26 protein-coding genes and 2 tRNA genes are annotated in these 26273 nt (G+C 65.0%); 18 read left to right on the top strand and 10 right to left on the bottom strand.

The genetic code is table 11. The annotated features are described in order from the left end of the window. Positions 1 to 5: 5 nt before the first annotated feature. From OZN62_RS01455 to OZN62_RS01425, 7 genes are all read right to left on the bottom strand, one after another. Positions 6 to 947, bottom strand: coding sequence for an ABC transporter ATP-binding protein (locus tag OZN62_RS01455; RefSeq protein WP_269100894.1), 942 nt, complete (start codon positions 945 to 947; stop codon positions 6 to 8). Next, on the bottom strand, positions 944 to 2371 hold the full coding sequence (locus OZN62_RS01450; protein ID WP_269100892.1) for an 8'-apo-carotenoid 13,14-cleaving dioxygenase: 1428 nt from the start codon (positions 2369 to 2371) through the stop codon (positions 944 to 946). Before OZN62_RS01450 ends, OZN62_RS01455 begins: the two co-directional genes overlap by 4 nt. Before the next feature lie 46 nt (positions 2372 to 2417). Next, positions 2418 to 3446 (bottom strand): tRNA preQ1(34) S-adenosylmethionine ribosyltransferase-isomerase QueA, encoded by a 1029-nt coding sequence (gene queA, locus OZN62_RS01445; RefSeq protein WP_269100891.1) that lies wholly within the window; start codon positions 3444 to 3446, stop codon positions 2418 to 2420. A 12-nt stretch (positions 3447 to 3458) separates the two neighbouring features. After that, positions 3459 to 4169, bottom strand: a complete 711-nt coding sequence (locus tag OZN62_RS01440; protein WP_269100890.1) for a peptidylprolyl isomerase — start codon at positions 4167 to 4169, stop codon at positions 3459 to 3461. Between the two features lie 79 nt (positions 4170 to 4248). Next, positions 4249 to 4761 (bottom strand): pantetheine-phosphate adenylyltransferase, encoded by a 513-nt coding sequence (gene coaD, locus OZN62_RS01435; protein ID WP_269100889.1) that lies wholly within the window; start codon positions 4759 to 4761, stop codon positions 4249 to 4251. Then, the gene (locus OZN62_RS01430; protein WP_269100888.1) at positions 4761 to 5666 is read right to left on the bottom strand and encodes a polyprenyl synthetase family protein; all 906 of its coding nucleotides are present in this window, start codon (positions 5664 to 5666) and stop codon (positions 4761 to 4763) included. Before OZN62_RS01430 ends, coaD begins: the two co-directional genes overlap by 1 nt. A gap of 5 nt (positions 5667 to 5671) precedes the next feature. Further along, the gene (locus tag OZN62_RS01425; RefSeq protein WP_269100886.1) at positions 5672 to 5920 is read right to left on the bottom strand and encodes an exodeoxyribonuclease VII small subunit; all 249 of its coding nucleotides are present in this window, start codon (positions 5918 to 5920) and stop codon (positions 5672 to 5674) included. A 63-nt stretch (positions 5921 to 5983) separates the two neighbouring features. On the opposite strand from OZN62_RS01425, the gene OZN62_RS01420 reads away from it, so the two are divergent. The 4 genes from OZN62_RS01420 (at position 5984) to OZN62_RS01405 (ending at position 10006) form a co-directional block, all read left to right on the top strand. Then, positions 5984 to 6385, top strand: a complete 402-nt coding sequence (locus tag OZN62_RS01420; RefSeq protein WP_269100885.1) for a DUF2177 family protein — start codon at positions 5984 to 5986, stop codon at positions 6383 to 6385. Between the two features lie 77 nt (positions 6386 to 6462). Further along, positions 6463 to 8697 (top strand): phosphoribosylformylglycinamidine synthase subunit PurL, encoded by a 2235-nt coding sequence (purL, locus tag OZN62_RS01415; RefSeq protein ID WP_269100883.1) that lies wholly within the window; start codon positions 6463 to 6465, stop codon positions 8695 to 8697. Continuing rightward, a complete protein-coding gene (locus OZN62_RS01410; RefSeq protein ID WP_269100881.1) occupies positions 8694 to 9380 on the top strand; it encodes a nitroreductase family protein in 687 nt (228 codons plus the stop codon). The genes purL and OZN62_RS01410 overlap by 4 nt, the downstream gene beginning before the upstream one ends. Positions 9381 to 9748: 368 nt before the next feature. Then, a complete protein-coding gene (locus OZN62_RS01405) occupies positions 9749 to 10006 on the top strand; it encodes a hypothetical protein (RefSeq protein ID WP_269100880.1) in 258 nt (85 codons plus the stop codon). Here OZN62_RS01405 and serB read toward each other — a convergent pair. Continuing rightward, on the bottom strand, positions 10003 to 10920 hold the full coding sequence (gene serB, locus OZN62_RS01400) for a phosphoserine phosphatase SerB (protein ID WP_442864384.1): 918 nt from the start codon (positions 10918 to 10920) through the stop codon (positions 10003 to 10005). The genes OZN62_RS01405 and serB overlap by 4 nt on opposite strands. On the opposite strand from serB, the gene miaA reads away from it, so the two are divergent. The 8 genes from miaA (at position 10880) to OZN62_RS01360 (ending at position 18771) form a co-directional block, all read left to right on the top strand. After that, the gene (miaA, locus tag OZN62_RS01395; RefSeq protein ID WP_269100877.1) at positions 10880 to 11824 is read left to right on the top strand and encodes a tRNA (adenosine(37)-N6)-dimethylallyltransferase MiaA; all 945 of its coding nucleotides are present in this window, start codon (positions 10880 to 10882) and stop codon (positions 11822 to 11824) included. The genes serB and miaA overlap by 41 nt on opposite strands. A gap of 113 nt (positions 11825 to 11937) precedes the next feature. Beyond that, on the top strand, positions 11938 to 13680 hold the full coding sequence (gene ilvB, locus OZN62_RS01390; protein WP_269100874.1) for a biosynthetic-type acetolactate synthase large subunit: 1743 nt from the start codon (positions 11938 to 11940) through the stop codon (positions 13678 to 13680). Beyond that, entirely contained in the window at positions 13680 to 14195 is a 516-nt protein-coding gene (gene ilvN, locus OZN62_RS01385) for an acetolactate synthase small subunit (RefSeq protein ID WP_269100873.1), read from the top strand. The genes ilvB and ilvN overlap by 1 nt, the downstream gene beginning before the upstream one ends. Next, positions 14195 to 14587, top strand: a complete 393-nt coding sequence (locus tag OZN62_RS01380) for a hypothetical protein (protein ID WP_269100872.1) — start codon at positions 14195 to 14197, stop codon at positions 14585 to 14587. Before ilvN ends, OZN62_RS01380 begins: the two co-directional genes overlap by 1 nt. Before the next feature lie 8 nt (positions 14588 to 14595). Then, a complete protein-coding gene (gene ilvC, locus OZN62_RS01375; protein ID WP_269100869.1) occupies positions 14596 to 15615 on the top strand; it encodes a ketol-acid reductoisomerase in 1020 nt (339 codons plus the stop codon). A 105-nt stretch (positions 15616 to 15720) separates the two neighbouring features. Further along, the gene (locus OZN62_RS01370) at positions 15721 to 16365 is read left to right on the top strand and encodes a YceI family protein (protein ID WP_269100868.1); all 645 of its coding nucleotides are present in this window, start codon (positions 15721 to 15723) and stop codon (positions 16363 to 16365) included. 262 nt (positions 16366 to 16627) lie between these two features. Then, a complete protein-coding gene (gene leuA, locus OZN62_RS01365; RefSeq protein ID WP_269100866.1) occupies positions 16628 to 18325 on the top strand; it encodes a 2-isopropylmalate synthase in 1698 nt (565 codons plus the stop codon). 98 nt (positions 18326 to 18423) lie between these two features. Beyond that, positions 18424 to 18771: an Hpt domain-containing protein gene (locus OZN62_RS01360; protein ID WP_269100864.1), complete on the top strand. Its 348-nt coding sequence runs from the start codon at positions 18424 to 18426 to the stop codon at positions 18769 to 18771. On the opposite strand, the gene OZN62_RS01355 is transcribed toward OZN62_RS01360, so the two are convergent. Together OZN62_RS01355 and OZN62_RS01350 are read right to left on the bottom strand one after the other, a co-directional pair. Next, positions 18768 to 19337 carry an AHH domain-containing protein gene (locus OZN62_RS01355; RefSeq protein ID WP_269100862.1) on the bottom strand — a complete coding sequence of 190 codons (570 nt, stop codon included), beginning with the start codon at positions 19335 to 19337 and terminating at the stop codon, positions 18768 to 18770. The genes OZN62_RS01360 and OZN62_RS01355 overlap by 4 nt on opposite strands. After that, on the bottom strand, positions 19319 to 19999 hold the full coding sequence (locus OZN62_RS01350; RefSeq protein ID WP_269100861.1) for a hypothetical protein: 681 nt from the start codon (positions 19997 to 19999) through the stop codon (positions 19319 to 19321). The genes OZN62_RS01355 and OZN62_RS01350 overlap by 19 nt, the downstream gene beginning before the upstream one ends. Positions 20000 to 20270: 271 nt before the next feature. On the opposite strand from OZN62_RS01350, the gene recJ reads away from it, so the two are divergent. The 6 genes from recJ (at position 20271) to OZN62_RS01320 (ending at position 26261) form a co-directional block, all read left to right on the top strand. Next, the gene (gene recJ / locus OZN62_RS01345; RefSeq protein WP_269100860.1) at positions 20271 to 22052 is read left to right on the top strand and encodes a single-stranded-DNA-specific exonuclease RecJ; all 1782 of its coding nucleotides are present in this window, start codon (positions 20271 to 20273) and stop codon (positions 22050 to 22052) included. A gap of 81 nt (positions 22053 to 22133) precedes the next feature. Further along, positions 22134 to 22208: transfer RNA gene (locus OZN62_RS01340), tRNA-Glu, on the top strand. A gap of 33 nt (positions 22209 to 22241) precedes the next feature. Beyond that, positions 22242 to 22316 (top strand) — tRNA-Glu (locus OZN62_RS01335). Between the two features lie 97 nt (positions 22317 to 22413). Continuing rightward, on the top strand, positions 22414 to 23598 hold the full coding sequence (locus tag OZN62_RS01330) for an ATP-binding protein (RefSeq protein ID WP_269100859.1): 1185 nt from the start codon (positions 22414 to 22416) through the stop codon (positions 23596 to 23598). A 117-nt stretch (positions 23599 to 23715) separates the two neighbouring features. Then, entirely contained in the window at positions 23716 to 25095 is a 1380-nt protein-coding gene (locus OZN62_RS01325; RefSeq protein WP_269100858.1) for an OprO/OprP family phosphate-selective porin, read from the top strand. 125 nt (positions 25096 to 25220) lie between these two features. Next, entirely contained in the window at positions 25221 to 26261 is a 1041-nt protein-coding gene (locus OZN62_RS01320) for a substrate-binding domain-containing protein (RefSeq protein ID WP_269100856.1), read from the top strand. Positions 26262 to 26273 lie beyond the last annotated feature (12 nt).

Genomic DNA, 26273 nt, shown 5'->3' with positions numbered 1-26273 from the left:
GCTCATTACGCGCCCTCCCGCTCTGCCAGCAGGTCGACGAAGATTTCCTCCAGCGTGCTCTCGCGCGTCTCGATACCGGCAAAACCGATGTTCTCGCGCGTCATCGCCTGCGCCAGTTCGGCAACCTCGCGCTTGCCGAGACCGGTGCCATCGCCGCCGCGATAGACCAGCCGCGCGCCGTCGTCCTCCAGGTGTACCGGGTATTTCTCCAGCGAGGGCGGCAGGGCGGCGAGCGCAGGCTCCATGGTGAAGTGCGCCTCCGTCCGGCCCAGCTGCGCCATGATGGCATCCTTGTCGTCGACCAGCAGGATCTTGCCCTTGTTGATCACGCCCACACGGTCGGCCATTTCCTCGGCCTCCTCGATGTAGTGCGTGGTGAGGATAATGGTGGTGCCGCGTTCGCGCAGGGCATCGATCTGCCGCCACATGTCGCGGCGCAGTTCGACATCGACGCCCGCCGTCGGCTCATCGAGGAACAGCAGCTGCGGATCGTGGCTCAGCGCCTTGGCGATCATCACGCGGCGCTTCATCCCGCCCGACAGTTCGCGGATGGAAACGTCGCGCTTGTCCCACAGGCTGAGGCTCTTCAGCACCTCCTCGATGCGCTGCTCGTCCGGCGCGTAGCCGAACATGCCGCGCGAATAGCGCACCTGCCGGATCACCTTGTCGAACATATCGAAGCTGAGTTCCTGCGGCACCAGCCCGATATCGCGGCGCACTTCTTTCCAGTGCCTGGCGATGTCCTTGCCGAACGCGCGGATCGTGCCGCCGGTGGGGCGTACCATGCCGCAGACCGAGCCGATAAGCGTGGTCTTGCCCGCGCCGTTCGGCCCCAGCAGCGCGAAAATCTCGCCGCGCTTGATGGAAAGATCGACGCCGCCCAGCGCCGTCACACCGCCCTTGTAGGTTTTCTCAAGGCCGGAAATTTCGAGGATGGTGTCGGTCACGCTGGCAGCCAATTTCCGTGAAAACCGGGAGGGATACGGTGGGGTATGTGGACCGCCGCGACAGTGTCAAGCGTCATGGCGTCGCAGATTTCCAGGGTGGTCTCGTCCTTGGCGGGGTCGACCACGTAGCCCATCACCCAGCCATCGCCTTCGGGGGCATCGGCCTCGCGCGGGACGAAGACGAATTCGCCCGGCACGCGGCCTCCGCCGAACTCGCGAGTGATCGTCTCACCCGAGGTAAGGTCATGCCGCAGCAGCGGCAATGTTTCGTGGAAGTCGAGCTTGCCATCGCCCGGAATCCCGATGCACCAGAGGTAACGGTAATCGGAGCAGAAGCGGCGCTCGTCCGGGCGCGGGAATTCCTGCGCGCGGCCATCCAGCGTCTCGCAGCGGACCGTGCGGCCTGCCGGATCGATGATCCACCGCTCCAGCCCCCTGCCCTTGCCGAATGGTCCGACCATCGGGCCATCGAACATGGTCTCGTAGGCGCAGACATCCACCGCGACCTTGCCGTCGGCCATGTCGAAGCTGTTGCCGATGTGGAAGACGAAGGCCGGGTCGACGTCGCACCAGACGATCTGGTCGCCCGTTCCTTCGCGCGGCAGCAGCCCCACACGCGCCTGGTGGTCGGGCTTCCAGCGATAGGGAAAGCGGTGGCCTTCGATCAGCGCCTTCATCGAGAAGCAGACCGGCAGGTCGAAGACCAGCACGTAGCGGTCGGTCAGCCCGCAATCGTGCACCGAAGGGCCATGCCGGACGGGTACGGGAGTCTCGCGCAGCACCTTGCCCGTCTTGTCGATGACCACATGGCGCAAGGTGTCGGCGATGGCACCGTCGTAGCAAATGGCATGCAGTTCGCCGGTCCTGGGGTCCTCATGCGGATGCGCGGTGTAGGAGCCGGTAAGCCCGCCGGAAAAGTCCGAATAGGCACGCGTCTCCAGGTCGTCGTCGAGCGCGACGGGAAAGGAACCCGCCTCCACCAGCGCCATGACATCTCCGCCGATACGCAGGACATTGGTGTTCACCGTATCGCTGAAACCCCGACGTGGCCCACCTGCCGCATCCGGACCTCCCCGCCGGGCAAGGTCGCGCGAACGGATGAAGCGGTTGCGATACCATTGCACGTGGCCGCCCTGCAGCTTCACGCCGTGAACCATGCCGTCGCCGACAAACCAGTGGTGGCCCCTCTCGTGCTCCCCGAAGGGGTTCGGGCCGATGCGGACATATTGCCCGTCGAGCTGTGGCGGAATGGTGCCGGTCACCTTGAGGTTGGTGAAGGTCTGCTCGGCTTCCAGCGGCGCGTGAATGCCGTGCAGGAAGGGGTTCCGGTCGGGGGACGGCAAACGGCGTCGGTTGAAACTGGCAAGACCGGTGAGAACCGGCGTGAGTGCCGCGCGCGCCGCGCTTTCGAAAACCGATGCCATCACCCACCTCCAGTTGCTGATTGCAACCTGCCTAGCGGGCGAACGGTCACGGAAGCAACAGGGACGAATCTCCGTAGCTGTAGAAGCGATAGCCCTCGCCGATGGCGTGGGCGTAGGCCGCCTGCATCCGCTCGGTGCCCATCAGTGCCGATACCAGCATCATCAGCGTCGACTTGGGCAAGTGGAAATTGGTCATCAACCCGTCGACCGCACGGAAACGATAACCGGGTGTGATGAAGATATCCGTGTCGGCGGCGAAGGGCCGGATCGTACCGTCCTCGTCTGCCGCGCTTTCGAGCAGGCGCAGGCTGGTGGTGCCCACGGCGATCAGGCGACCGCCCGCTGCCCGCGCGGCATTCAGGCGATCCGCCGTGGCGGCATCGATCGTGCCCCATTCGGAGTGCATCTGGTGGTCGTCGGTGTCCTCTGCCTTGACCGGCAGGAAGGTGCCCGCGCCCACATGCAGCGTCAGCGTCTCGCGCTTGATGCCCGCCTCGTCCAGCGCCGCCACCAGACGGTCCGTGAAGTGGAGCGCGGCCGTCGGCGCGGCAACGGCGCCGTCCTTCTGCGCAAACATGGTCTGGTAGTCCTCGCGGTCCTGCGCGTCGGTATCGCGCTTGCCCGCGATATAGGGCGGCAGCGGCATGCGCCCTGCCCGCTCCAGCAGTAGCTCGACCGGCTCGTCACCCTCGAAGGCCAGGGTGAAACTGCCATCGTTGTGGCGCTTTTCCGCAATCGCCGTCACGCCCGCGCCGAATTCCACCACGTCGCCTTCGCGCAGTCGTTTGGCGTTGCGGATGAAAGCTTGCCACCGGCGCAGGTCGAGCCGCTTGTGCAGCGTCGCACCGATCTTCGCCTCGCCCCGCCGACCCTCGAGCTGCGCCGGAATCACGCGGGTATCGTTGAACACTAGGACGTCACCCGGGTTCAGCAGCTTCGGCAGGTCGAGCACACCGCAATCGGCAAAGGGTTCGTCCCCCTTCACTACCAGCATGCGCGCAGCATCGCGCGGCCGCGCGGGACGCAGCGCGATAAGTTCCTGCGGTAGGTCGAAATCGAAAAGATCAACCCGCATGGGCTGGCAGCGTCACTCTTCCAGCGGCGCGTTGAGCATGTCGAGCGTGATTTCCTCGTCGCGCGGCGCATTGGGCGCGGTCGGCATCATCTGCGGCACGTTGTCGGCGGCGATGGAAGCCTGCAGGATCCGCGTCGGATTGGCCGGCGGCTCGCCGCGCTGGATGGCGTCGACGGCGGCCATGTTGTCGATCACGCGGCCGAAGTTGGTATAGCGGCGATCCAGCGCGAAGCGCGGGTAGAAGACGATGAAGAACTGGCTGTTGGCGCTGTCCTCTTCATTCGCGCGCGCCATCGACACGGTGCCGCGCACGTGCGGAAGGAAGTTGAACTCCTCTTCCAGGTCAGGAAGGGTGGAGCCGCCCTGGCCGGTGCCGGTCGGGTCACCCGTCTGCGCCATGAAGCCGTCGATCACGCGGTGAAAGGGCACGCCATTGTAGAAGCCGTCGCGCGTCAACGTCTTGATCCGCTCGACATGGTTGGGCGCCCATTCGGGGACCAGGCGGATGGCGACACGCTCTCCGGTGGACAGGTCAAGCAGGAGGATGTTCTCGGGATCCTCCTCCATGTCGAAATTCACGCGGATCGGCAGCGCGCGGTTTTCCACGTTGGTGGAATCAGTGCTCTCAACGGCCGGCGACAGGCTGATGTCCTGCGCGGCGGCGGGCGCGGCGGTGAAGGTAAGAGCGGCAGCGATGGCCGACAACGCGATGTGGCGGATCATAATCCTGTCCAGATATGTGTGATTTCTTGGCATGCGCTCTATCGGCTGCGGCATGACAGTTCAATGAACATGTTGGCGGTTACAGTTCCCCGCGCCGACCGATATCGGCCACGCGCGCAGTCACCAGCTCCTTCACCGCCGGGCTCACGAACGGCGCGATGTCGCCGCCGTAGATGGCGATTTCCTTCACCAGCTTGGACGCGATGGGCTGCAAGGAGATATCGGCCATGAGGAACACCGTCTCGATCGACGCATCGAGTTGCTGGTTCATGCCCGCCATCTGGTATTCGTATTCGAAGTCCGCCACCGCACGCAGGCCGCGGATGATGACGCCCGCACCAACATGGTCGGCGAACTTCATCAGCAGCGCGTCGAACCCGCGCACTTCGACATTTGTCAGGCCCAGCCGGTCGATCTCGGCGCGCATCATGTCCATCCGCTCTGCGGGAGAGAACATGGGGTTCTTGCTGGGGTTGGTGGTGACACCGATCACCAGCCGGTCGACCAGCTTGGCTCCGCGCCGGATGATGTCGGCATGACCCAGCGTGACCGGGTCGAAAGTGCCGGGATATAGGCCGATGCGCTCCGCCATCAGCGGTCCCTTTCGACGATGAACCGCGCCAGCGCGCGCAGCAGGTCAGCCTCGCTACCGTGTCCGGAAAGGTGGCCAATGGCCTGTTCGGACAGCGCGCGGGCCTGTTCGCGGGCCTTGTCCGCGCCCATCAGGCTGACGAAGGTGGCCTTGCCCTGCTCTGCGTCCTTGCGCAGCGCCTTGCCGGCCTTCTCCTCGTCGCCTTCCTCGTCCAGCAGGTCGTCGGCAATCTGGAAGGCGAGGCCGATATCGCGGGCATAGGCGCGCAGGTGCGCCCTGCCTTCTTCCGGCACCTTGCCGAGGATCGCGCCCATCTCCACCGCCGCGCCCAGCAGGGCGCCGGTCTTGAGCTGCTGCAGGCGAGTGACGCCGCGCAGGTCGAAGTCCTCTTCCTCCGCCGCCATATCCATCACCTGGCCACCGGCCATGCCGTTGTGGCCGCTGGCGCTGGCCAACGCGTGGACCAGTTCGGCGCGGATGAAGGGATCGTTGCTGACATGGGTACCGCCCAGCACCTCGAAGGCGAGCGCGTGGAGCGAATCCCCGGCCAGCACTGCGGTTGCCTCGTCATACTTGCGGTGCAGCGTCGGCTTGCCGTGGCGCAGGTCGTCATCGTCCATGCACGGCAGGTCGTCGTGGATCAGCGAGTAGACGTGGATCGCCTCGATCGCCGCACCGGCGCGCACCGCCGCTTCGCGGCTGGCGCCGTACATCTCAGCCACCGTCACCAGCAGCATCGGGCGCACCCGCTTGCCGCCATCGATGGTGGCATAACGCATGGCCTCGACCAGCCGCGCGCGGGCATCGTCGGGCACCGGCAGCAGCGCGTCGAAGGCAGCATCGATCTCGCGCTGGATGCGCTGCAGGCCTGTCGCGAGGATATCGTCAGCGAGGACCAGACCCATGGCGCTTACCCTGCGTCGAAGGGCGCGGTGCCCTGCGGCTTGCCATCGGGACCGGCGACGATCTTCTCGATCCGCTCCTGCGCCGCGTCGAGCCGCGCCTGGCAATGCCGCCGCAGCGCCTCGCCGCGCTCGTACAGCGCAATCGATTCGTCGAGCGGCACTTCGCCCCCTTCGAGGCGGCGAACCACCTCTTCCAGCGAACGCAGCGCGTCCTCGAAGCTCATCTCGGCAATCGGCGGGCTTGTTTCACTCATGCGCGGGACCATTGACCGCCCCATCGCGCAGGGTCAAGCTGCACCACCTGTGGGAGAGCGAACATGAAGTGGATTGTGGCCTATATTGCCGCCGCCGTGGCCTTTGGCGCGCTGGATGCCGTCTGGCTACGCTGGGCGGCAGACAATCTCTATCGCCCGGTCATCGGCAGCATCATGGCGGAGGAGTTCCGCATGGGCGCAGCGGCGGCCTTCTACCTCATCTACATCGCCGGCATGGTCTGGTTCGCTATCCGCCCCGGGGTGGAATCGGGCAGCGTGGGCACGGCCCTGCTCAACGGTGCGCTGCTGGGCGGGCTGTGCTACGCCACCTTCGACCTGACCAGCCAGGCAGTGATGAAGGTGTGGGCAACCCATGTCAGCCTGGCCGATATCGCTTGGGGCACCTTCGCCACGGCAGTCGCTGCCGGGGTGGCGACCTGGGTCACTTTGCGCTTCGCCAGCTGAACCTCTCCAGCTGAACTGGGCAAAATTGCCCCCTTGGGGACTGGCGGAGTTTCAAAGCCGGGGCTAAGGCGCTGCGCATGTCAGAAATCACGCCCGAAATCGTCGAACAGCACGGCCTCAGCCCCGAGGAATACGAACGCGTCCTGCATGCGCTTGGCCGCGAGCCCAACCTTGTCGAGCTGGGCATCTTCTCGGTCATGTGGTCGGAGCACTGCTCCTACAAGTCGAGCCGCCTGCACCTGAAGAAGCTGCCCACCGAAGCACCGTGGGTGATCTGCGGTCCGGGCGAGAACGCCGGTGTGATCGACATCGGTGACGGGCAGGCCGCCATCTTCAAGATGGAGAGCCACAACCACCCCAGCTACATCGAGCCCTACCAGGGCGCGGCTACTGGCGTCGGCGGCATCCTGCGCGACGTTTTCACGATGGGCGCACGCCCGGTGGCGAACGCCAATGCGCTGCGGTTCGGTCGGCCCGATCACCCGAAGATGAAGCACCTGGTGCAGGGCGTGGTCGCGGGCATCGGCGGTTATGGCAACTGCGTGGGCGTGCCGACCGTCGCGGGCGAGACGAACTTCCACCCGGCCTATGACGGCAACATCCTGGTCAACGCGATGACCGTGGGTGTCGCCGACGCGGACAAGATCTTCTACTCGGCGGCAACCGGCGTGGGTAACCCCATCGTCTATGTCGGTTCCAAGACCGGACGCGACGGCATTCACGGCGCGACCATGGCGAGCGCCGATTTCGCCGAGGATGCCGAGGAAAAGCGCCCCACCGTGCAGGTCGGCGACCCCTTCACCGAAAAGCTGCTGATCGAAGCATGCCTCGAACTGATGGCCACCGATGCCATCGTCGCCATCCAGGACATGGGTGCAGCGGGCCTGACCAGTTCGTCGGTCGAAATGGCCACCAACGGCAAGGCCGGCATCCGCCTCGACATGGACAAGGTGCCCTGCCGCGAAGAAGGCATGACGCCTTACGAAATGATGCTGAGCGAGAGCCAGGAGCGCATGCTCATGGTTCTCAAGCCCGGCAAGGAAGAAATGGCGGCGGCCATCTTCGAGAAGTGGGAACTGGATTTCGCGGTCATCGGCGAAGTCACCGACACCCGGCACATGGTGCTGGAATGGGGCGGCGAAGTCGTCTGCGACATTCCGCTCGGCCCGCTTGCCGCCGATGCGCCGGAATACGACCGCCCGTATCTCTCGCGCGAAGACTACACCGCCTGGGCCGGCATCAAGCCGATGACCAACAAGCCCGACAGCGACAATGTCGGCGCGGACCTGCTCAAACTGCTGGCCTCGCCCAACCTCGCGTCCAAGAGCTGGATTTCGGAACAGTACGACAGCCAGGTGGGTGCGGACACGCTGCAGACCGGCGGTGATGCCGGCGTGGTGCGCGTGCACGGCACCAAGAAGGCCCTTGCGATCAGCACCGATTGCACGCCGCGCTATGTCCATGCGGACCCCTATGAAGGTGGCAAGCAGGCGATTGCCGAGGCCTATCGCAACCTGTGCGCCGTCGGTGCGCGTCCGCTGGCCGTCACCAACTGTCTCAACTTCGCCAACCCGCAGCGGCCGGAAATCATGGCCCAGTTCGTCCACGCGCTGGACGGCATGGGCGAGGCTTGCCGCGAGCTCGACTTCCCGATCGTGAGCGGCAACGTGTCGCTCTACAACGAAAGCAAGGCGACCGGCGGCGGGAGTGCGATCCTTCCTACCCCCGCCATCGGCGGGGTCGGGATCATCGACGATTATGACTCGATGATGACAATGAATTTCAAGGCCGAGGGCGAGACGATCTACCTGGTCGGTTCCGAGGCATGGGCCACGCCCGATCCCGAACGCTCGCACCTTGGCAAGTCGCTCTGGCTGCAGGTCGTGCATGACCGCGACGAAGGCCGTGCGCCCCCGGTCGACCTGGCGCTGGAAAAGAACGCGGGCAAGATCGTGCGGCAGCTGATCGCCGACGGTCTCGTCAGCGCGGTGCATGACGTGTCCGACGGCGGCATCGCCGTTGCACTGGCCGAAATGGCCATGGCTGGCGGCATCGGCGCCGAAGTCGAAGGAAATCCGCTCTACACCGATGCGCAGTGGTGGTTCGGCGAGGATCAGGGCCGTTACATCGTCACCGTTCCCGATCCCGACGCGCTCAACCGTGCGCTGGCCGCGGGCACCGAGGACGAGGACACCGCCCGGGTCGGCTTCCGCCGCCTCGGCACCACCGGTGGCGACAGCCTACTGGGCGTCTCGCTCGGCGACCTGCGCAACGCGCACAAGAGCTTCTTCAAGGACTGGATGGAGGCATGAGCGAAGGGCACCAGCCCTTCCCGCCCCTGCCCGAATATTCGGACGAAGAACGCGTGAAGCGCGCCAGGGCCGCGTTCGAGCGGCTCCGCACGCGCCATTCGTGCCGTGCCTTCACCGACGAGCCCGTGCCGCGCGAGGTGATCGAATACGCCATCCGCGCCGCCGGCACCGCTCCGAACGGCGCCAACCATCAGCCCTGGCATTTCGCCGTCATCGGCTCACCCGAAAGGAAGCGCGCGATTCGCGAAGCGGCCGAGGCGGAAGAGCGCAAGTTCTACGGCGCCGATGGCGACAAACCCAAGGCCAGCGAGGAGTGGCTCGACGCCCTCGCCCCGATCGGCACGGACGAGAACAAACCCTATCTCGAGACCGCCCCGTGGCTGATCGCCTGCTTTGCCCAGCGCACCGGCGGCATCGACGAGGACGGGCAGACGCAGAACTACTACGTCAACGAAAGCGTCGGCATTGCCTGCGGCATGCTGATCGCCACCTTGCACGAAGCGGGGCTGGCTACGCTGACGCACACACCCTCGCCCATGGGCTTTCTGCGCGACCTCTGCGGCAGGCCCAGCAATGAAAAGCCGCTGATGATCGTGGTGGTCGGGCACCCTGCGAAAGACGCGACCGTTCCAGACCACGCCGTGAAGAAGAAGCCGCTGGAACAGATTGCCAGCTGGCTCTAGGTTTCCCCCGGTCCGGGGGGAGTGAACATGGGAAAATACTGGCCAACCTGGCTCGGCGCATTCGTCGGTGCCGCCGCGATTGTCGCTGGCCTTGCCAGCGGGTCGGACGCTCAGGAAGGCTGGAACCTTGCCGCACGCTGGACGGCCCGGGCATCGTTCCCGCTATTCATCATCACCTTCGCCGCATCGGCCCTCGCCCGGCTCTGGCCAACGCGCTGGACCAAGGCCCTGCTGCGCGATCGCCGCTGGTGGGGCCTGGGTTTTGCGGCCGCCTTCGCCATGCACCTGGCGGCCCTGCTGGTGAACAACTGGCTGCGCGACAACTTCCCCCGGCCGACCTGGGGGACCCCGGCACCTATGTCTACCTGTTGCTGCTGGCGATGGTGCTCACCTCGACGGACAGCGCCCGCAAACGGCTGGGCAGGTGGTGGAAGCTCCTCCATCGCATCGGCATGTGGGCTTTCTGGACAATCTTTTCGGTCAGCCCGTACCTCGGCGCGATCCACACCATGGAGTGGCCTGACGCCAATCCGCTGCTCGACCCCTATTTCGTGGTAGGCGTGGCCGCCGCCCTGTTGAAACTGGCGGCGTGGCAGAAGGCGCGAGCCAAGCGCCGCCGAACCTAGCCGGTTACCCAGTCCGTTTCGCGGATTTCCAGCAGCTTGAGCAGCGCGGTCAAGTCACCGCGCTCGATCCAGCCGTCCGAAGCCTCACGCGCCTTGGGCTTGGCGCGATAGGCGATGCCGAAGGTGGAGGCCTGCAGCATCGGAATGTCGTTCGCGCCGTCGCCGGCGGCCATGCTGACAGCCCCCTCGCTCAGCTTGCCCACTTCCTCGCGCAGGACGGCCTCCTTGGTGGAGCTGTCGGTGATCGCGCCGACCAGTTGCCCGGTCAGCTTGCCGCCCGCCACTTCCAGACGGTTACCTGCCACGCGTTCGAAACCGATCTGCTCGGCCACGACGTCGGCGAAGTGATGGAAACCGCCGGTCACCAGCACGGTGCGGCAACCCTTGCTCTTCAGCGTCTCCACCAGCACGCGCGCGCCGGGATTGGGACGGATGCGTTCGGTAAGGCAGCGCTCGATGGCGCCTTCTTCCAGCCCTTCCAGCAGGCCGACGCGTTCGCGCAGGGCAGCCTCGAAATCGAGTTCGCCCTGCATGGCGCGTTCGGTGATCTCGGCGACCTGCGCCTTGAGGTTGGCGAAGTCGGCCAGTTCGTCGATGCATTCCTGCCCGATCATGGTCGAATCCATGTCCGACACGAAGACATCCGGCACGCGGATCACGTCCCGGGCAATAATCGCGTCGCTGGGGGCGAAATGCTCGTCGATAACCTTGCGCAGCACGGCCATGTCGTCGCCGGGCAGCTCCAGCTGCAGCACGTCACCGCAGAAATCGAGCATGGCCGCATGGGCCAGCGGCAGGCCAGCCTTGTCCAGCGCCGCAGTGGCGGCGGCAAGGCGTTGGTCCAGTGTCTGCGGGTCTGCTATCAGCCGCGCGATGAGCAAGGTTGGATCTCCTGAAAAATTGGTGGCGCTCATTGCAGGGCCGACAGCCAGCGGCAAGAGCGATTGTGCCGTGAAACTGGCACTTTCACTGCGGGATGTGGGTACGCCGGCGGTGGTTATCAATGCCGACAGCGCGCAGGTCTATCGCGACCTGCACGTGCTGAGCGCTCGGCCGACCGAGGAAGAGATGCAGGGCGTGCCGCATCACCTGTTCGGCGCCTGGGACGCAGCCGAGGCCTGCTCGGCAGCGGACTGGGCCGCAGCAGCCAAGCGCGAGATCGAGAATGCCCACCTTGCGGGCGCAGTGCCGATCCTGGTGGGCGGCACCGGCCTCTATATCCGCACGCTGCTGGACGGCATCGCGCCCATCCCGGAAATCGACCCCGAGGTGCGCGAACAGGTGCGCGCCATGCCCGTCGCCGAAGCCTATGCCGCATTGGCGCAGGAAGACCCGGCCAGCGCCGAGGCTCTTGCCCCCGGTGACAGCCAGCGCATCGCCCGCGCGCTGGAGGTGGTGCGCGCCACGGGGCGCACGCTCGGCACCTGGCAGCGCGAGAAGGTCGGCGGGATCGGCGATGCCATCACCCTCGCTCCGCTGGTGCTGCTGCCCGATCGCGAGTGGCTGTACGAAAGGTGTGACCGGCGCTTCGTGCAGATGCTCGATCAGGGCGCGGTGGAGGAGGTCGAGGCGTTGCTGGCGCGCGACCTCTCGCCCGACCTCCCGGCCATGCGCGCCATCGGCGTGCCGCAAATCGCCGCGATGCTGCGCGGCGAACTCTCTCGCGAGGAGACAATCGAGCTCGGCCAGCGCGCCACGCGGCAATATGCGAAACGGCAATATACCTGGCTGCGCCACCAGCCACCGACCGATTGGCCGCGAGTTCAGCCTGAAAATGTCTCAATCAAGTCACATTTTGGAATTTTATTCTCAAATTAGCGGTTGACAGGATAGATTCGTATACATATTGGGGGCGGCGGAGAGTTGGAGAAATTCGGCCCGGCGCAAGCGATTGCGCCGGGTTGTCTTTTTAGCAAACGACGGAGGTTGATGTGTCGGACGAACGCAGCGGTGCTGCGATACTGGTTGAAAGCCTGGTGCGGCAGGGTGTCGAATTCGTATTCGGCTATCCCGGCGGTGCCGTGCTGCCGATCTACGACGAACTGTTTTCCGACAATCGCATCCGCCACATCCTCGTCCGGCACGAGGCCGGCGCGGCGCACGCGGCGGAAGGCTATGCCCGCTCCACTGGCAAGCCCGGCGTGGTGCTCGTCACCTCCGGTCCCGGCGCAACCAATGCCATCACCGGCATTGCCGACGCTTTCCTCGATTCCATCCCGATGGTGGTGATCACCGGGCAGGTGCCCACCAACCTGATCGGCACGGACGCCTTCCAGGAAGCGGACACGGTGGGCCTCACCCGCCACTGCTCCAAGCACAATTACCTGGTGAAGGACCCGGAAGACCTCGCCGCGACCATCGAGGAAGCCTTCGAAATCGCTTCCAGCGGCCGCCCTGGCCCGGTGGTGGTGGACGTTCCCAAGAACGTGCAGATCGCCACGGCCAGCATGCCCGACGGCCCCGCCGAGCGGAAGAAGCGCTACCAGCCGCGCATGGTCGCCGCGGCGGACGAAATCGCCGAAGCGATCGAGATGATCGCCAATGCCGAGCGGCCGATCCTCTACACCGGCGGCGGCGTAATCAACGCCGGCTCGCGCGCCAGCGAACTGCTGCGCCAGTTCCAGCAGTTGACGGGTGCGCCGCTCACCTCGACCTTGATGGGCCTCGGTGCCTTCCCTGCGAACCATCCGGACTGGCTGGGCATGCTGGGCATGCACGGCACTTACGAAGCCAACATGGCGATGAACCAGTGCGACGTGATGGTCTGCGTCGGCGCCCGCTTCGACGACCGCGTGACCGGGCGACTGGACGCCTTCTCGCCGGGTTCGAAGAAGATCCACATCGATATCGACCGCTCCAGCATCAACAAGGTGGTGCCGGTGGACCTGGGCATCGTCGGCGATTGCGGCACCGTGCTGGAGCAGCTGATCGAAGCCTGGGGCAACCGCAAGGCGGCCGACCTCGGCGAGTGGAAGGCGCGCATCGCCGGCTGGCGCGCGCGGGACAGCCTCGCCTACCCGGCCCGCGAGGATTCGCTGATGCCGCAAAAGGCGGTCGAAACGCTGTTCGAGATGACCAAGGATCGCGATCCGATCATCACGACGGAAGTTGGCCAGCACCAGATGTGGGCGGCGCAGTATTTCGGCTTCATGGGACCGAACAAGTGGCTCACCAGCGGCGGCCTCGGCACCATGGGTTACGGTCTGCCTGCAGCCATCGGCGCGCAGCTGGGCAATCCCGATAACCTGGTGATCGACATTGCCGGTGAAGCCAGCATCCAGATGAACATCCAGGAACTGGGTACCGCCAGCCAGTTCCGCCTGCCGGTGAAGGTGTTCATCCTCAACAACGAATACATGGGCATGGTCCGCCAGTGGCAGGAACTGACCTATGAAAGCCGCTATTCGAATTCCTATTCCGACAGCCTGCCCGACTTCGTCGCGCTGGCGGAAGCCTATGGCTGGAAGGGCATTCGCATCCACGACGAAAGTGAGCTGGAAGCGGGCATTGCCGCCATGCTGGAGCACGACGGACCCGTGATGGTAGATTGCCTTGTGTCCAAGGAAGCAAATTGCTTCCCGATGATCCCCTCGGGGGCTGCACACACCGAAATGCTGCTCTATGGCGACATGGTGGATGGCACGATGGATGACGAAGCGAAGGCCTTGGTGTGATGAAGATTCAGCATCGCCAGCACGAGCGGCACGTTCTCACCGTGGTCGTGGATAACGAGCCGGGCATCCTCGCCAAGATCACCGGCCTGTTCACCGCGCGCGGCTACAACATCGACAGCCTGACCGTGGCCGACATCTCGGAAGACCATGCGATCAGCCGCATCACCATCGTCACCAACGGTCCGCCCAACGTGATCGACCAGATCCAGGCACAGCTGGACCGGCTGGTGCCCGTGCACCGCGTGGTCGACCTGTCGGAAGAAGGTCCGCACGTCGAGCGCGAGCTGGCGCTGGTGAAGGTACGCGGCAAGGGTGACGACCGCGTGGAGGCGCTGCGCATCGCCGAGGTGTTCCGCGCCAGCGTGATCGACACCACCACCGAAAGCTTCGTCTTCGAACTGACCGGCGCGACCGACAAGATCGACAATTTCGTCGCCCTCATGCGTGAACTCGGCCTCGTCGAGGTTGGCCGCTCCGGCGTAGTCGGCATGATGCGCGGCACGGAAGGTTCCTGATGGAATATCTCAACCCCACCTTCATGCTGCTGATGGCGGCCGCCCTCGCCGCGATAACGGCCGGTTTGCATTCGGTGCTGGGCGAACAGCGCCTGCTGGCTCCCTTGCTGGCCAGCGACGCCCCGCCGATGCAGTCCGAATTTGCCCGCAACGTCACCCGTTTCGCCTGGCATTGGACCAGCGTGCTGTGGCTGTGCGTCGGCGCCGTGCTGGCACTGACCGCCTATGGCGAGATCGACGCGCCATGGCTCGTCTTCGGCATTGGCGCCGTGCATTTCATCATGGGCGTGGCGGACGCCATTCTCACCCGCGGGCAGCATATCGGCTGGCCGCTCATCACTCTCATCGGGGGGCTGACGCTCCTCGCCTTCTATACGATCCAGACGCAGTAGGACCCGACATGAAAGTCTATTACGACGCCGACGCCGACATGAACCTCATCACCGACAAGAAGATCGTCGTGCTCGGCTATGGCAGCCAGGGCCATGCCCATGCGCAGAACCTGCGCGATTCCGGCGTGAAGGACGTCGCGATTGCCCTGCGCGAAGGCTCCGCCACCGCGAAGAAGGCCGAAGCCGCCGGGTTCGAGGTGCTGAGCAACGAGGAAGCAGCCAAGCAGGCCGACATCCTCATGATCCTCGCGCCGGACGAATACCAGGCCGCGATCTGGGCCAACGACCTGAAGGGCAAGATGAAGAAGGGCGCCGCGCTTGCCTTCGCCCACGGCCTCAACATCCATTTCGGCCTGATCGAGCCGACCGACGACATCGACGTCATCATGATCGCGCCCAAGGGCCCCGGCCACACCGTGCGCAGCGAATACCAGCGCGGCGGCGGCGTGCCCTGCCTGATCGCCATCCACCAGGACGTGACCGGCAATGCCCATGACGTTGCCCTCGCCTACGCCAGCGGCGTTGGCGGCGGTCGTTCGGGCATCATTGAGACCAACTTCAAGGAAGAGTGCGAGACCGACCTGTTCGGCGAACAGGCCGTGCTGTGCGGCGGCATCAGCCACCTGATCATGGCCGGTTTCGAAACGCTGGTGGAAGCCGGTTACGCGCCGGAAATGGCCTATTTCGAGTGCCTGCACGAGACCAAGCTGATCGTCGACCTGCTGTATGAAGGCGGCATCGCCAACATGCGCTACTCGATTTCCAACACTGCCGAATACGGCGACTATCACACCGGCCCGCGCGTCATCACCGAAGAGACCAAGGCCGAGATGAAGCGCGTCCTCGACGACATCCAGAAGGGCAAGTTCGTGCAGCGCTTCATGCTTGACAACGCCATCGGCAACCCGGAAATGAAGGCCGCCCGCAAGCGCCAGGCCGAACATCCCATCGAGCAGACCGGTGCCCAGCTGCGCGCGATGATGCCGTGGATTACCGCCAACAAGCTGGTGGACAAGGAAAAGAACTAAGGCCCCGAGAGGCTAGACTTTAGTCCGGGCAAGCTAATCCCGGTGGACATTGTCAACGCGCCACGCCATTTTGCGCGTCACATATTCCACCGGGAGACTTTTCACATGCGTAAGACCATCCTTGCTTCGACCGCCGCCATCGGCCTTGCCGCGCTTTCCGTAACCGCCCTCAACGCGCAGGGCGCGCCCGAGGCGGAGATGGACACCAGCGCCATCACCTCCGGCAGCTATTCCACCGATCCGGCGCATACGCTGGTCGGCTGGCGTCTCGATCACCTGGGCTTCAACGACTACTTCGGCATCTACGGCGACATCACCGGCACGCTGGAACTGGATACGGAAAACCTCGCCAACTCCAGCGTCGACGTGACCATCCCGCTCGCCACGCCGACCGTCGCCAGCGCCGGCCTGCGCGATCACCTGCTGCGTGACGGTGCCGATGGTGCCGCGCCCGACTTCTTCGGTTCCGACCCGGCGCCGGCTCGCTTCGTGTCCACCGCTGTCCACCAGACCGGTGACACGACCGCGCACATCATGGGTGACCTGACCTTCAACGGCGTCACCAAGCCGGTGACCATCCAGGCCGAACTGGCCGGCATGGGCACCAACATGATGAGCCAGAAGGAAACCGTCGGCTTCCACGGTACCACCACGATCAACCGTTCGGAGTGGAACCTTGGCTGGGGCATCCCCTTCGGCCTGGGTGACGAGGTCGAACTGGACATCACGGTCGCCTTCGAAAAGAACTAAGGCAATCAGCAACATGAATGCGGGTGTGCCGCCCTTGCGCGGCACACCCGCATTTGTTTCTGGACCTGTTAACCAATCGTCCCTAGATACCTTCGCATGACGCAGGCTTACAGCCTACTCCTGCTTCGACTTACACGCCCTTAGGCGTGCCATTTCCCCTGCGCGACGCGCAGGACCCGCCTAAGGGCTTCCAAATCCAACGTTGAAACCGGCGCCGCGCCACTTGAGACGCGCGGCCAAGTCGAACAAGGCTGTTCCCGAAATGCCCATGCTCCGCGATCCGAGCGCGAAATACCGCCCCTTTCCGCAGGTCGATTTGCCCGACCGGCAATGGCCCACGCGCACCATCACCGCTCCGCCCCGCTGGCTCAGCACCGACCTGCGCGACGGCAACCAGTCGATCATCGACCCGATGGACCGCGCCAAGAAGACGCGTTTCTTCGACCTGCTGCTGGAAGTCGGGGTGAAGGAGATCGAGGTCGGCTTCCCCGCTGCCGGGCAGACCGAGTTCGATTTCATCAGCTGGCTGGTGCAGTCCGGCCGCGTACCGGAAGACGTGGTGATCCAGGTGCTCACCCAGTCCCGTGAAGACCTGATCAAGCGCAGCTTCGAAAGCCTTGAAGGCGCACATTCGGCCATCGTGCACCTCTACAACGCGGTGAGCCCGGCGTGGCGTGACATCGTCTTCCGCATGAGCAAGCAGGAAGTGCGCGACATCGCCGTGCGCGGGGCACAGCTGCTGGTGGACGAGGCAGCGAAGCGCCCGGACACCAAGTGGCACTTCGAATATTCGCCCGAGACCTTCTCCACCGCCGAACTCGATTTCAGCCTGGAGGTCTGCGAGGCGGTGATGAACGTGGTTGGCCCGACGAAGGAATGGCCGATCATCCTCAACCTGCCGGCCACGGTCGAGGCGGCGACGCCCAACATCTATGCCGACCAGATCGAGTATTTCTGCCGCAACCTGCCCAACCGCGAAGCGGCAGTGATCAGCCTGCACACGCATAACGACCGCGGCACCGGTGTAGCGGCAGCCGAACTGGGCCTGATGGCCGGCGCCGACCGTGTCGAGGGATGCCTGTTCGGCAATGGCGAGCGCACCGGCAACTGCTGCCTCGTGACGGTTGCCCTCAACATGTACACGCAGGGCGTCGATCCCGGCCTCGACTTTTCCGACATCGACAAGGTGATCGAGACGGTCGAGTACTGCAACGAACTACCCGTCCACCAGCGCCATCCCTACGGCGGCGACCTGGTGTTCACCGCCTTCTCCGGCAGCCATCAGGATGCCATCAAGAAGGGCTTCGAGGCGCACGAGCAGCAGAACGACCAGCAGTGGCGCGTACCTTACCTGCCGATCGACCCAGCGGACCTTGGTCGCGACTACGAAGCGGTAATCCGCGTCAACTCGCAGTCCGGCAAGGGCGGCTTTGCCTGGGTACTGCAGCAGACGCAGGGCCTGAAACTCCCCAAGAAGCTGCAGGCGGATTTCTCCAAGCACGTGCAGTTCATGGCCGACGACACCGGCCGCGAACTCAATTCCGACGACATCTGGGAATGCTTCCGCAAGACCTATTACCTCAAGGTCGAGAAGCGGAAGTTCCGCCTGGTCGACTATGACGAGGCCCGCACCGCCGATGGCGACCGCGTGTTCACCGGCACGATCGAGGTCGATGGCGAGGAACAGCGCGTATCGGGCCGCGGCAAGGGCCTGATCTCCAGCGTGCTGGCAACCATCCGTGAGACCTACGGCCTCGACTTCGAGGTGCTCGACTATTCGGAGCATGCGCTGGGTACCGGCGTCGATGCGCGCGCGGCTGCCTATGTCGAATGGGCGCTGCCCGATGGCCGCAGCGGCTGGGGCGTGGGGATCGACGAGGACGTGGCAACGGCCAGCGTGCGGGCGATCCTTTCGGCGGCCAACGGTGCCGCCCATGGCCCCGGCACGCAGCGCTTCTGATTGGCGGAACCTAGGTAATCCTGCGGATGGCCCCGCTCGGGCCACGCTAGGCCGCGTTCGTTCATGCTCGCTCCACTGGAACGAGCTGGACGGATTGCATGGCCGACAAAGTACCCATCTGCACGCGGACGCAGGAACCGGAACCCGAAACTTTCCGGCCCCTCGGAGATCCCTCCTACAGGGCGCTGGTCATCCGCTATCGCGCACGGCGCGATGAGCTGCTTGACGCGCTACGCCTTGCCCTGGCTGCCGATGCGCAGGCAAGCGACTGGATCATGCTGGCGGGCGAATTGCACAAGCTGGCGGGCGTCGCCGCCAATTTCGGGGAAGAGCAGCTGGGCAATGCCGCCAGGGCCCTCGAATGCATGCTGAAAGAAGCTGGCGACCCGCGCAACTGCAAAGCCGCCCTGCAACAGGCATGGCCCCATGCAACTAACCGAGACTAGGTCCCCATCGCCGTACCCGCCCAAAGCTGGTCGGCCATGGCATCGAGCTCGGTAAAGTCCTGGCCGGACCGGAAGGGATCCTTGCTGTTGAGACGCAGCTTCTTCGGGCCGGATGAAAGCAGCCGCCGACGCAAGCCGGCCTGCAGCAGGTCCAGCCGCATGATGGCCGCACATGTCGCCTCATGCGGCTTGCGCAGCACCTCGCGGGACCAGACCGCCTCGATCTGCCCCACCCGTTCCGCGACCATCGCGTTGTAACCGGCGTGTGGCCCCCGATGCAGCGGCAGGCCGACGCGCAAGGCCGCGGAAGTCGTCGCGGGCAATAGCAGGCCGTTGCGACGAAAATCGTCGAACCCGATGCGATCCCGCCCAAGCTGCTGCATCATCCCGCAAAGCCCGCTGCTTTCGACCAGCTGGCAAGGTACCAGGTGATGGCGTTGCATATCCGGCTGGTGGCCAGGCTTACCCGGCTGATTGACCGCCCTGAACGGCAGCTTGCGACGGTCGCCGATCCGGCGCCGTCTAAAGTCCCCATCCTTGGCGTGGACTAGTGCGACCCTCTCCACACCTCGACAATGCCGAGGTTCTCTACGGGTTCAAGCCTTAATGTCTCTCCGGAAGGTCCTGTAAAACCGTAACTTTCGGTGATTCGACCATGTTCGACAAGCCAGTTGAGCAGGCGCAGGGCGATCTTCGAACCTTCAGCCCGGTCGTTGGCGACATCGGGCGACAGCCGCAGCTCCTGCCCGGTGAACAGGCTGAGCCCCTCGCTCTGCAACCCGCCATCGCTGGTCGGCACCAGTGCGGCCAGCCCCAGGCCCGGAAAGGCCCCGCCCTCGATCCAGCGCAGCACGCTGCGGCGGAAATAGTCGGCATCGCTCAGCGCGCGTGCCGGGTGCCAGGCTATCGCCTCCACCCCGTCCAGTTCGCTGAGATAGGCGGCGATGGTCGCCAGGGTGCGAACCACCGGGAACATCGCCCCGCCCGCGGCCAGGTGGGGCCCCGGAGTAATGGTCAGCGCCTGGTACTGGGTGATGTCCCGATCGGGCCCGATGCCGAAGGAATGGACCGTCTCCGGCACCTCTATCGCGGGCTGCGGCGCCAGCCCCACGAGATCGAAGGTCATGCCGTTTGCCAGCAGCTCCAGCCAGCCGCTTTCCTCTCCGTCATCCTCGGACGTATCGAGGCTGATGGAGAACCTGGTGTCGTCTTGGGCAAGCGCACGCACGTCGGCCGCCCGCGGTCGCTTTCCCGGCGCAAACAGCAGTGAGACTGCCGAAACATTGCCATTGTGTTCAAGGCGTTGCGCGCTTGCGATCAGCTGGTCCCTTTTTGTCCAACACCGGATTTGTGACGACAAACCCCCGCAAGGTCGAGTCCTTGCACGCCGTATTCAGCCAAACTGTTTAAAGCACTACGGCGCAAGAACGCACGCCGCGGCTGTCGAGATTAGTGGGCAACCAGTTGGAAGCCAACGACAACACCGCTAGAGGCAATTCATGGCCACAAGACCTACAGTTCTTGGTGTAGAAAGATCACTAACCGGCAAGGCGTGGCTTTGGCGCGGTGGCAACATGCAGATCGAAGGCGAGGCGCATGGGCTGGGTGACGACATCACCACGCAGCTCCTGCTCTCTCGTGGCGTGGAGCGCGACGATCTCGATCGCCACCGCAATCCCTCCTTGCGGGAATTCCTGCCGGACCCGTCGCAGTTCAACGACATGGATCGGGCTGCCGAGCGGCTCGCCGAAGCCGTCCTCGCCCGCGAGACGATCACGATCTACGGCGACTACGATGTCGATGGCGCCACCAGTTCGGCCCTGCTGATCCGGCTGCTGCGGATGCTGGGCCACGATGCCCGGCACTACATCCCGGATCGCCTGCTCGAAGGCTACGGCCCCAGCGGCGAAGCCCTGCTGAAGATCGGCGAGGAAGGCTCCAGCCTGATCGTTACCGTCGATTGCGGCGCCATGGCGCATGAGGCGCTGGGCATGGCGCATGACGCAGGCATCGACGTCATCGTGGTCGATCACCACAAGTGCGCCCCGGACCTGCCGCGCAGCTATGCCCTGGTGAACCCGAATCGGCTCGACGAGAATGACCTGGCGGCCGCGCACGGGCATCTGGCTGCGGTCGGGGTCGCCTTCCTGCTGGCCATTGCAGTGGTCCGCACCCTGCGCGAGCGCGGCTACTTCGCCGAGCGGGCTGAGCCGGACCTGTTCTCCTTGCTCGACCTGGTCGCGCTGGGGACCGTTGCCGATGTCGCGGCGATCCGCGGGCTGAACCGCGCCTTCGTGGCGCAAGGCCTCAAGGTGATGGGCAAACGTGCAAACACCGGCATGGCGGCGCTGATCGACGCCAGCCGTCTGAAGGCAGCGCCGAAATGCAGCGACTGCGGTTTCGCGCTCGGCCCGCGAATCAATGCCGGTGGCCGCGTGGGCGAAGCGACGCTGGGCGTGCGCCTGCTGACGACCGAGGATCCGGACGAGGCGCGCGCCATTGCCGAACAGCTTTCCACGCTCAACGAGGAACGCCGCGCCATCGAGGCCGCTGTGCAGGAAGAAGCCGAAGCGCAGCTCGCTGCCCAGCACAATCGCGCCGTGGTTTGCCTGGCGGGCAGTGGCTGGCACCCTGGCGTCATCGGCATCGTGGCCGGGCGAATCAAGGAAAAGACCGGCAAGCCCAGCCTGGTGATCGCGGTGGACGCGGAAGCGGGACAGGGCAAGGGCTCGGGCCGCTCAATTGCGGGTGTCGATCTTGGCGCCGCGATCATCGGCGCGCGAGAGGCGGGCCTGCTGGTGGCTGGCGGCGGCCACGCCATGGCCGCTGGCCTGACGGTGGAAGCGGACAAGCTCGACGCCTTGAGCGACTGGCTGGACGAAAGGTTGGCGGCTGCCGTGGCGAAGGCCAGCGCCGAACAGACCATGTTGCTCGACCTGTCGGTGGCCCCCGGCGGACTGACGCCCGACCTTGTCGAGACGCTGGAGAACGCCGGGCCCTACGGCGTCGGCTGGCCGGGGCCGCGCATCGCGGTCGGCCCGGTGCATGTCATCAAGGCGGATATCGTCGGTAACGACCACCTGCGCGTGATCGCCGCCGGGCAGGATGGCCGCAGCCTGAAGGCCATCGCCTTCCGCGCCGCTTCCAGCGAGATGGGGCAATCGATTCTGCATGGTTCCAAGGGCCGCCGACTGTGGCTGGCAGGCCGCGCAAAGATCGACGATTGGGGCGCGCGCCCTGCGGCGGAATTGCATCTGGAAGACGCTGCCTGGGCGGACTGACGGGCTTGTTCGAAGAAATTGCCAAAAGGGCACTTGACCGTTTCGGCGGACACCCCTAAGTGCGCCGCTCCATCGCAGGATGGCCCCTTCGTCTAGCGGTTAGGACGCGGCCCTTTCACGGCTGAAACACGGGTTCGAGTCCCGTAGGGGTCACCAGCGATGGCATTGCCTTCCCACCATTATCGGCACGGCCCCTTCGTCTAGCGGTCAGGACGCGGCCCTCTCACGGCTGAAACACGGGTTCGAGTCCCGTAGGGGTCACCATTCCCGCAACCCTGTCGAACACTGCTCCGCAGCCATGCGGGGAAGTTTGCGCATTCGTGGTGGAAACCGTCACAATTCTATCGCATGAGGCACTCCCATGGAGGGCCGTCGTATCCCCTTTGCCGGCATCGTGCTGGCTGTCGTGTCCGGCATCATCGTGGCCGTGTCCGACCTCGGAATCGCCTCCATCTTCGCGATGGTCGGCGTGTGGATCCTGTCCTTCTGGCTGGTCGTCCCCCTGCCCCCGCCGCCGAAGAAGGAGGTTGTCGAAGGCGTCCAGCTCACCCGCTCCGGGATGCGCGACCTGATCGAACACTCGGGCCTGCCGATGCTGATGATCGACGGGAACCGCATCATCGTCGCCAACAAGGCGGCGCGAGAAGCGATCGGCGCCCATGTCACCGGACAGGACGCCCGCGTCGCCTTGCGCCATCCCGCGGCGGTGGACCTGCTGTCCCGCAAGGAAGGCGGCAGCGTGACCGTGCAGGGCCTCACCGGCCCGCGCAGCAACTGGCAGATGACCCGCCAGCCGATCGACGACCGCTATGCGCTGGTGGAACTGATCAACCGCACCTCCGAAGCCGACGTCAGCCGCGCCCACACCGATTTCGTCGCCAATGCCAGCCACGAACTGCGCACGCCGCTCGCCTCAATCATCGGCTACATGGAAACGCTGGAGGACGAAGGCGAGAACATCGACCCCAAGCGCGCCGCCAAGTTCTACGGCACGGTGCTGCGCGAGGCGCGGCGCCTGCAATCGCTGGTGGAAGACCTGATGTCGCTGAGCCGGGTCGAGGCCGAGAAACACGACCAGCCGCGCGAACCGCTCGACCTTGCCCCGCTCGTCCGCCAGTCCGCCCGCGATGGCGCCGGCCTGGAGCGGGAGCAGCGCCTCATGCTCGACATCGAGGATGGCAAACTGGAGATTCGCGGTGACCGCAACCAGCTGGAGCAACTGGTCCGCAACCTCGTCGACAATGCGCTGAAGTATGGCGGGCAGGATCAGTCTGTCGAGGTCGGCCTGCGCCGTGGCGCGCGTGACATGGTTGTCCTGACCGTCCGCGATCACGGCGAAGGCATTGCGCCAGAGCACCTGCCGCACCTGACCCGCCGCTTCTATCGTACCGATCCGGGGCGCAGCCGGGCGGCAGGCGGCACCGGCCTGGGCCTCGCCATCGTCAAGCACATCGTCGAGCGCCACCGCGGCCGACTCGACATTGCCAGCAAGCAGGGCGAAGGCACCACGGTGACCGTACGCCTGCCGCTGATGCCCGCAGACTGACAGTTCTCCACAGGTTGTGACCCGAAAAACGGCTGCCGCGCGCAGACTGTAACAATAGCGTCATATTGCAGTCATAGCGGGCGCACATTCCAGTCACAGAAGTGAAACAGAATTGTCATGAAAAAACTCTTCGCCGCCTCGCTCCTCGCAGCCAGCGCCCTCACCCCCGCCGCCGCGTCGGCGCAGGAAAACATGACCGAGGTCATGGAAGAGCTCGCCGCCATGCGCGCCGAGATCGCCCGCCTCAACGCCCGCGTGCAGGAGCTCGAAGCCGAGCAGGCACAGCAGGAAGCCGAAGTCGCCACGCAGGTGGCCGCCGCGGTCGAAGCCGCCGTGCCCCCGCCCGCCCCGGCCCCGACCGTAACCTCTGGTTCCCCGGTCGAGATCAGCTGGGCCGGCGCCCCTGAAATCGAAGGCGAAGGTGGCTGGTCGTTCAAGCCGCGCGGTCGCCTCAACCTCGATGCCGGCACCTTCAGCGCGCCCGATTCGACAGGCCGCGAAGACGGCTTCAACAGCGAGATCCGCCGCGCCCGCCTAGGCGTCGAAGGCGATATTCCCGGCGGCTTCGGCTACAAGTTCGAAATCGATTTCGAAGGCAATGCGGTGACCGTTACGGACGCCATCCTGTCCTACGAAGACGGCCCGGTCACGGTGAACGTTGGCCAGCACAACAACTTCCAGTCGCTGGAAGAGCTGACCAGCAGCCGCTGGTCCTCCTTCATCGAGCGCGCTGCCTTCACCGATGCCTTTGGCTTCGAACGTCGCCTTGGCGTCTCGGTCGAGCTGGAGCCGACTGACACCGTGCTGATCCAGGGCGGCCTGTTCTCCGACAATATCGGCGACCTGCCGGGCAAGGCGATGAGCGCCGACGGCCGCGTGGTCTTCATGCCGGAAATCGGCGACAACCAGCTGCACCTGGGTGCCTCGGTCCACTACACCGACGTGCCGCAGGGCGACACGGTCCGCTATCGCCAGCGCCCGCTGGTGCACTTCACCAGTGAACGCTTCATCAACACCGGCAACATGGCCGCCTCCAGCGAATTCGGCGCCGGTGTCGAAGCCGCCTTCATCAGCGGTCCGTTCCACGCCGTGGCCGAAGGCTTCTGGCAGAGCACCGACATGATCGGCACGATGAACGACCCGACCTTCTTCGGCGGCTATGTCGAAGCGGGCGTGTTCCTGACCGGTGGCGACAGCCGTGGTTATCGTGGCGGTACCTGGAACCGCACCCGTCCGGCCAATCCGGTCGACGAAGGCGGCATGGGCGCGTTCCAGCTCAACGTCCGCTACGATTATCTCGACCTGAGTGACGAGACGGTCATCGGCGGTACGCAGAACGGTTACATGGCCAGCCTCGTCTGGGTGCCGACCGACTACACCCGCTTCCTGGTCAACTATGCCCGCCTCGAATACGACGATGCCGTTCACGCGGCAGCCGGCGGCCTGGTGGACTACGCCGTCGACGTGATCGGCGTTCGTGCACAAATCGACTTCTGAGGACCGTAACCTGACGACAGCGCGGCGCGAATATGGCATGGAGACACCTGGTGGACCCATGCCTGTCGCAAAGCCGTCATACTCTTTACCTAGCGATCTGGCATCCAAACCGAATGGGGATCATCATGAACTTTAATTTCCGCATTACCGCCGCCGCGCTCAGCGTAACCATGCTCTCCGCCTGTGGCGGTTCGGGTGGTGGCGACACGCCCGACGCCATCAGCGTCGTCGGCTCGTCCACCGTCTATCCGTTCGCAACCCGCGTTGCCGAAAGCTTCGCCCGCAACACCGGCATGCCCAGCCCGATCATCGAATCGACCGGCACCGGCGGCGGCATGCAGCTGTTCTGCAGCAGCGCCGGCGGCGACACGCCGTCGATCGCCAACGCCTCGCGCCGCATGAAGGCGAGCGAGTTCGAAACCTGCCAGGCCAATGGCGTGGCTGAAGTCACCGAAATCCAGGTCGGCATGGACGGCATCGCCTTTGCCAGCGCCGTGGGTGGCATCGACTTCAACCTGACGCCCGAAATTATCTACCGCGCGATTGCCGCCAACCCCTATGGCGAAGCGCAGACGGCCGAGAACTGGAGCGACCTTGACCCGTCGCTGCCGAACAAGCCGATCCTGGTCTACGGCCCGCCGTCCACCTCGGGCACGCGCGACGCGCTGAACGAACTGGTGCTGATGGTCGGCTGCGAAGCCGGTGAAGGCATGGCCGAACTGGAAGAGCAGGACGAGGATCGTTTCGAAGACGTCTGCCTCGAGCTGCGCAATGACGGTGCCTATGTCGAGCAGGGCGAGCAGGACAACCTGATCGTGCAGAAGATCGAAGGCAACGCCGACGCCATCGGCATCTTCGGATTCTCCTATCTCGATGCGAACTCCGACCGCGTCCACGGCCTGACCGTGAACGGTGTCGAGCCGACCTACGAGAACATTTCCAGCTTCAGCTACATTGGCGCGCGCCCGCTGTTCATCTACGTGAAGAACGCGCACGTCGATGCCGTTCCGGGCCTGCGCGAATTCGTCGCCGAGTGGGCATCCAGCTGGGGAGCAGGTGGTCCGCTTGCCGCGGTGGGGCTTGTGCCCAATCCGGAAGACGTTATGGCGCGGAGCAACACGGCGGCGAGCGAGTTCACGCCGCTGACCGCTGCTGACTTCGAATAGGAGCAATCCAAC

Source organism: Aurantiacibacter sp. MUD11 (assembly GCF_026967575.1).
Lineage (GTDB): Bacteria > Pseudomonadota > Alphaproteobacteria > Sphingomonadales > Sphingomonadaceae > Alteraurantiacibacter.
The sequence above is the reverse complement of the archived record's forward strand: the minus strand, read 5'-3'. Positions and strand labels throughout refer to the sequence as shown.

Bases quoted from the DNA above. Each gene is read 5' to 3' on its own strand.
- OZN62_RS01450 (WP_269100892.1), bottom strand. From the start codon at position 2,371: ATGGCATCGGTTTTCGAAAGCGCGGCGCGCGCGGCACTCACGCCGGTT.
- queA (WP_269100891.1), bottom strand. From the start codon at position 3,446: ATGCGGGTTGATCTTTTCGATTTCGACCTACCGCAGGAACTTATCGCG.
- OZN62_RS01440 (WP_269100890.1), bottom strand. From the start codon at position 4,169: ATGATCCGCCACATCGCGTTGTCGGCCATCGCTGCCGCTCTTACCTTC.
- coaD (WP_269100889.1), bottom strand. From the start codon at position 4,761: ATGGCGGAGCGCATCGGCCTATATCCCGGCACTTTCGACCCGGTCACG.
- OZN62_RS01430 (WP_269100888.1), bottom strand. From the start codon at position 5,666: ATGGGTCTGGTCCTCGCTGACGATATCCTCGCGACAGGCCTGCAGCGC.
- OZN62_RS01425 (WP_269100886.1), bottom strand. From the start codon at position 5,920: ATGAGTGAAACAAGCCCGCCGATTGCCGAGATGAGCTTCGAGGACGCG.
- OZN62_RS01420 (WP_269100885.1), top strand. From the start codon at position 5,984: ATGAAGTGGATTGTGGCCTATATTGCCGCCGCCGTGGCCTTTGGCGCG.
- purL (WP_269100883.1), top strand. From the start codon at position 6,463: ATGTCAGAAATCACGCCCGAAATCGTCGAACAGCACGGCCTCAGCCCC.
- OZN62_RS01410 (WP_269100881.1), top strand. From the start codon at position 8,694: ATGAGCGAAGGGCACCAGCCCTTCCCGCCCCTGCCCGAATATTCGGAC.
- miaA (WP_269100877.1), top strand. From the start codon at position 10,880: ATGAGCAAGGTTGGATCTCCTGAAAAATTGGTGGCGCTCATTGCAGGG.
- serB (WP_442864384.1), bottom strand. From the start codon at position 10,920: ATGAGCGCCACCAATTTTTCAGGAGATCCAACCTTGCTCATCGCGCGG.
- ilvN (WP_269100873.1), top strand. From the start codon at position 13,680: ATGAAGATTCAGCATCGCCAGCACGAGCGGCACGTTCTCACCGTGGTC.
- OZN62_RS01380 (WP_269100872.1), top strand. From the start codon at position 14,195: ATGGAATATCTCAACCCCACCTTCATGCTGCTGATGGCGGCCGCCCTC.
- ilvC (WP_269100869.1), top strand. From the start codon at position 14,596: ATGAAAGTCTATTACGACGCCGACGCCGACATGAACCTCATCACCGAC.
- OZN62_RS01370 (WP_269100868.1), top strand. From the start codon at position 15,721: ATGCGTAAGACCATCCTTGCTTCGACCGCCGCCATCGGCCTTGCCGCG.
- leuA (WP_269100866.1), top strand. From the start codon at position 16,628: ATGCCCATGCTCCGCGATCCGAGCGCGAAATACCGCCCCTTTCCGCAG.
- OZN62_RS01360 (WP_269100864.1), top strand. From the start codon at position 18,424: ATGGCCGACAAAGTACCCATCTGCACGCGGACGCAGGAACCGGAACCC.
- recJ (WP_269100860.1), top strand. From the start codon at position 20,271: ATGGCCACAAGACCTACAGTTCTTGGTGTAGAAAGATCACTAACCGGC.
- OZN62_RS01330 (WP_269100859.1), top strand. From the start codon at position 22,414: ATGGAGGGCCGTCGTATCCCCTTTGCCGGCATCGTGCTGGCTGTCGTG.
- OZN62_RS01325 (WP_269100858.1), top strand. From the start codon at position 23,716: ATGAAAAAACTCTTCGCCGCCTCGCTCCTCGCAGCCAGCGCCCTCACC.
- OZN62_RS01320 (WP_269100856.1), top strand. From the start codon at position 25,221: ATGAACTTTAATTTCCGCATTACCGCCGCCGCGCTCAGCGTAACCATG.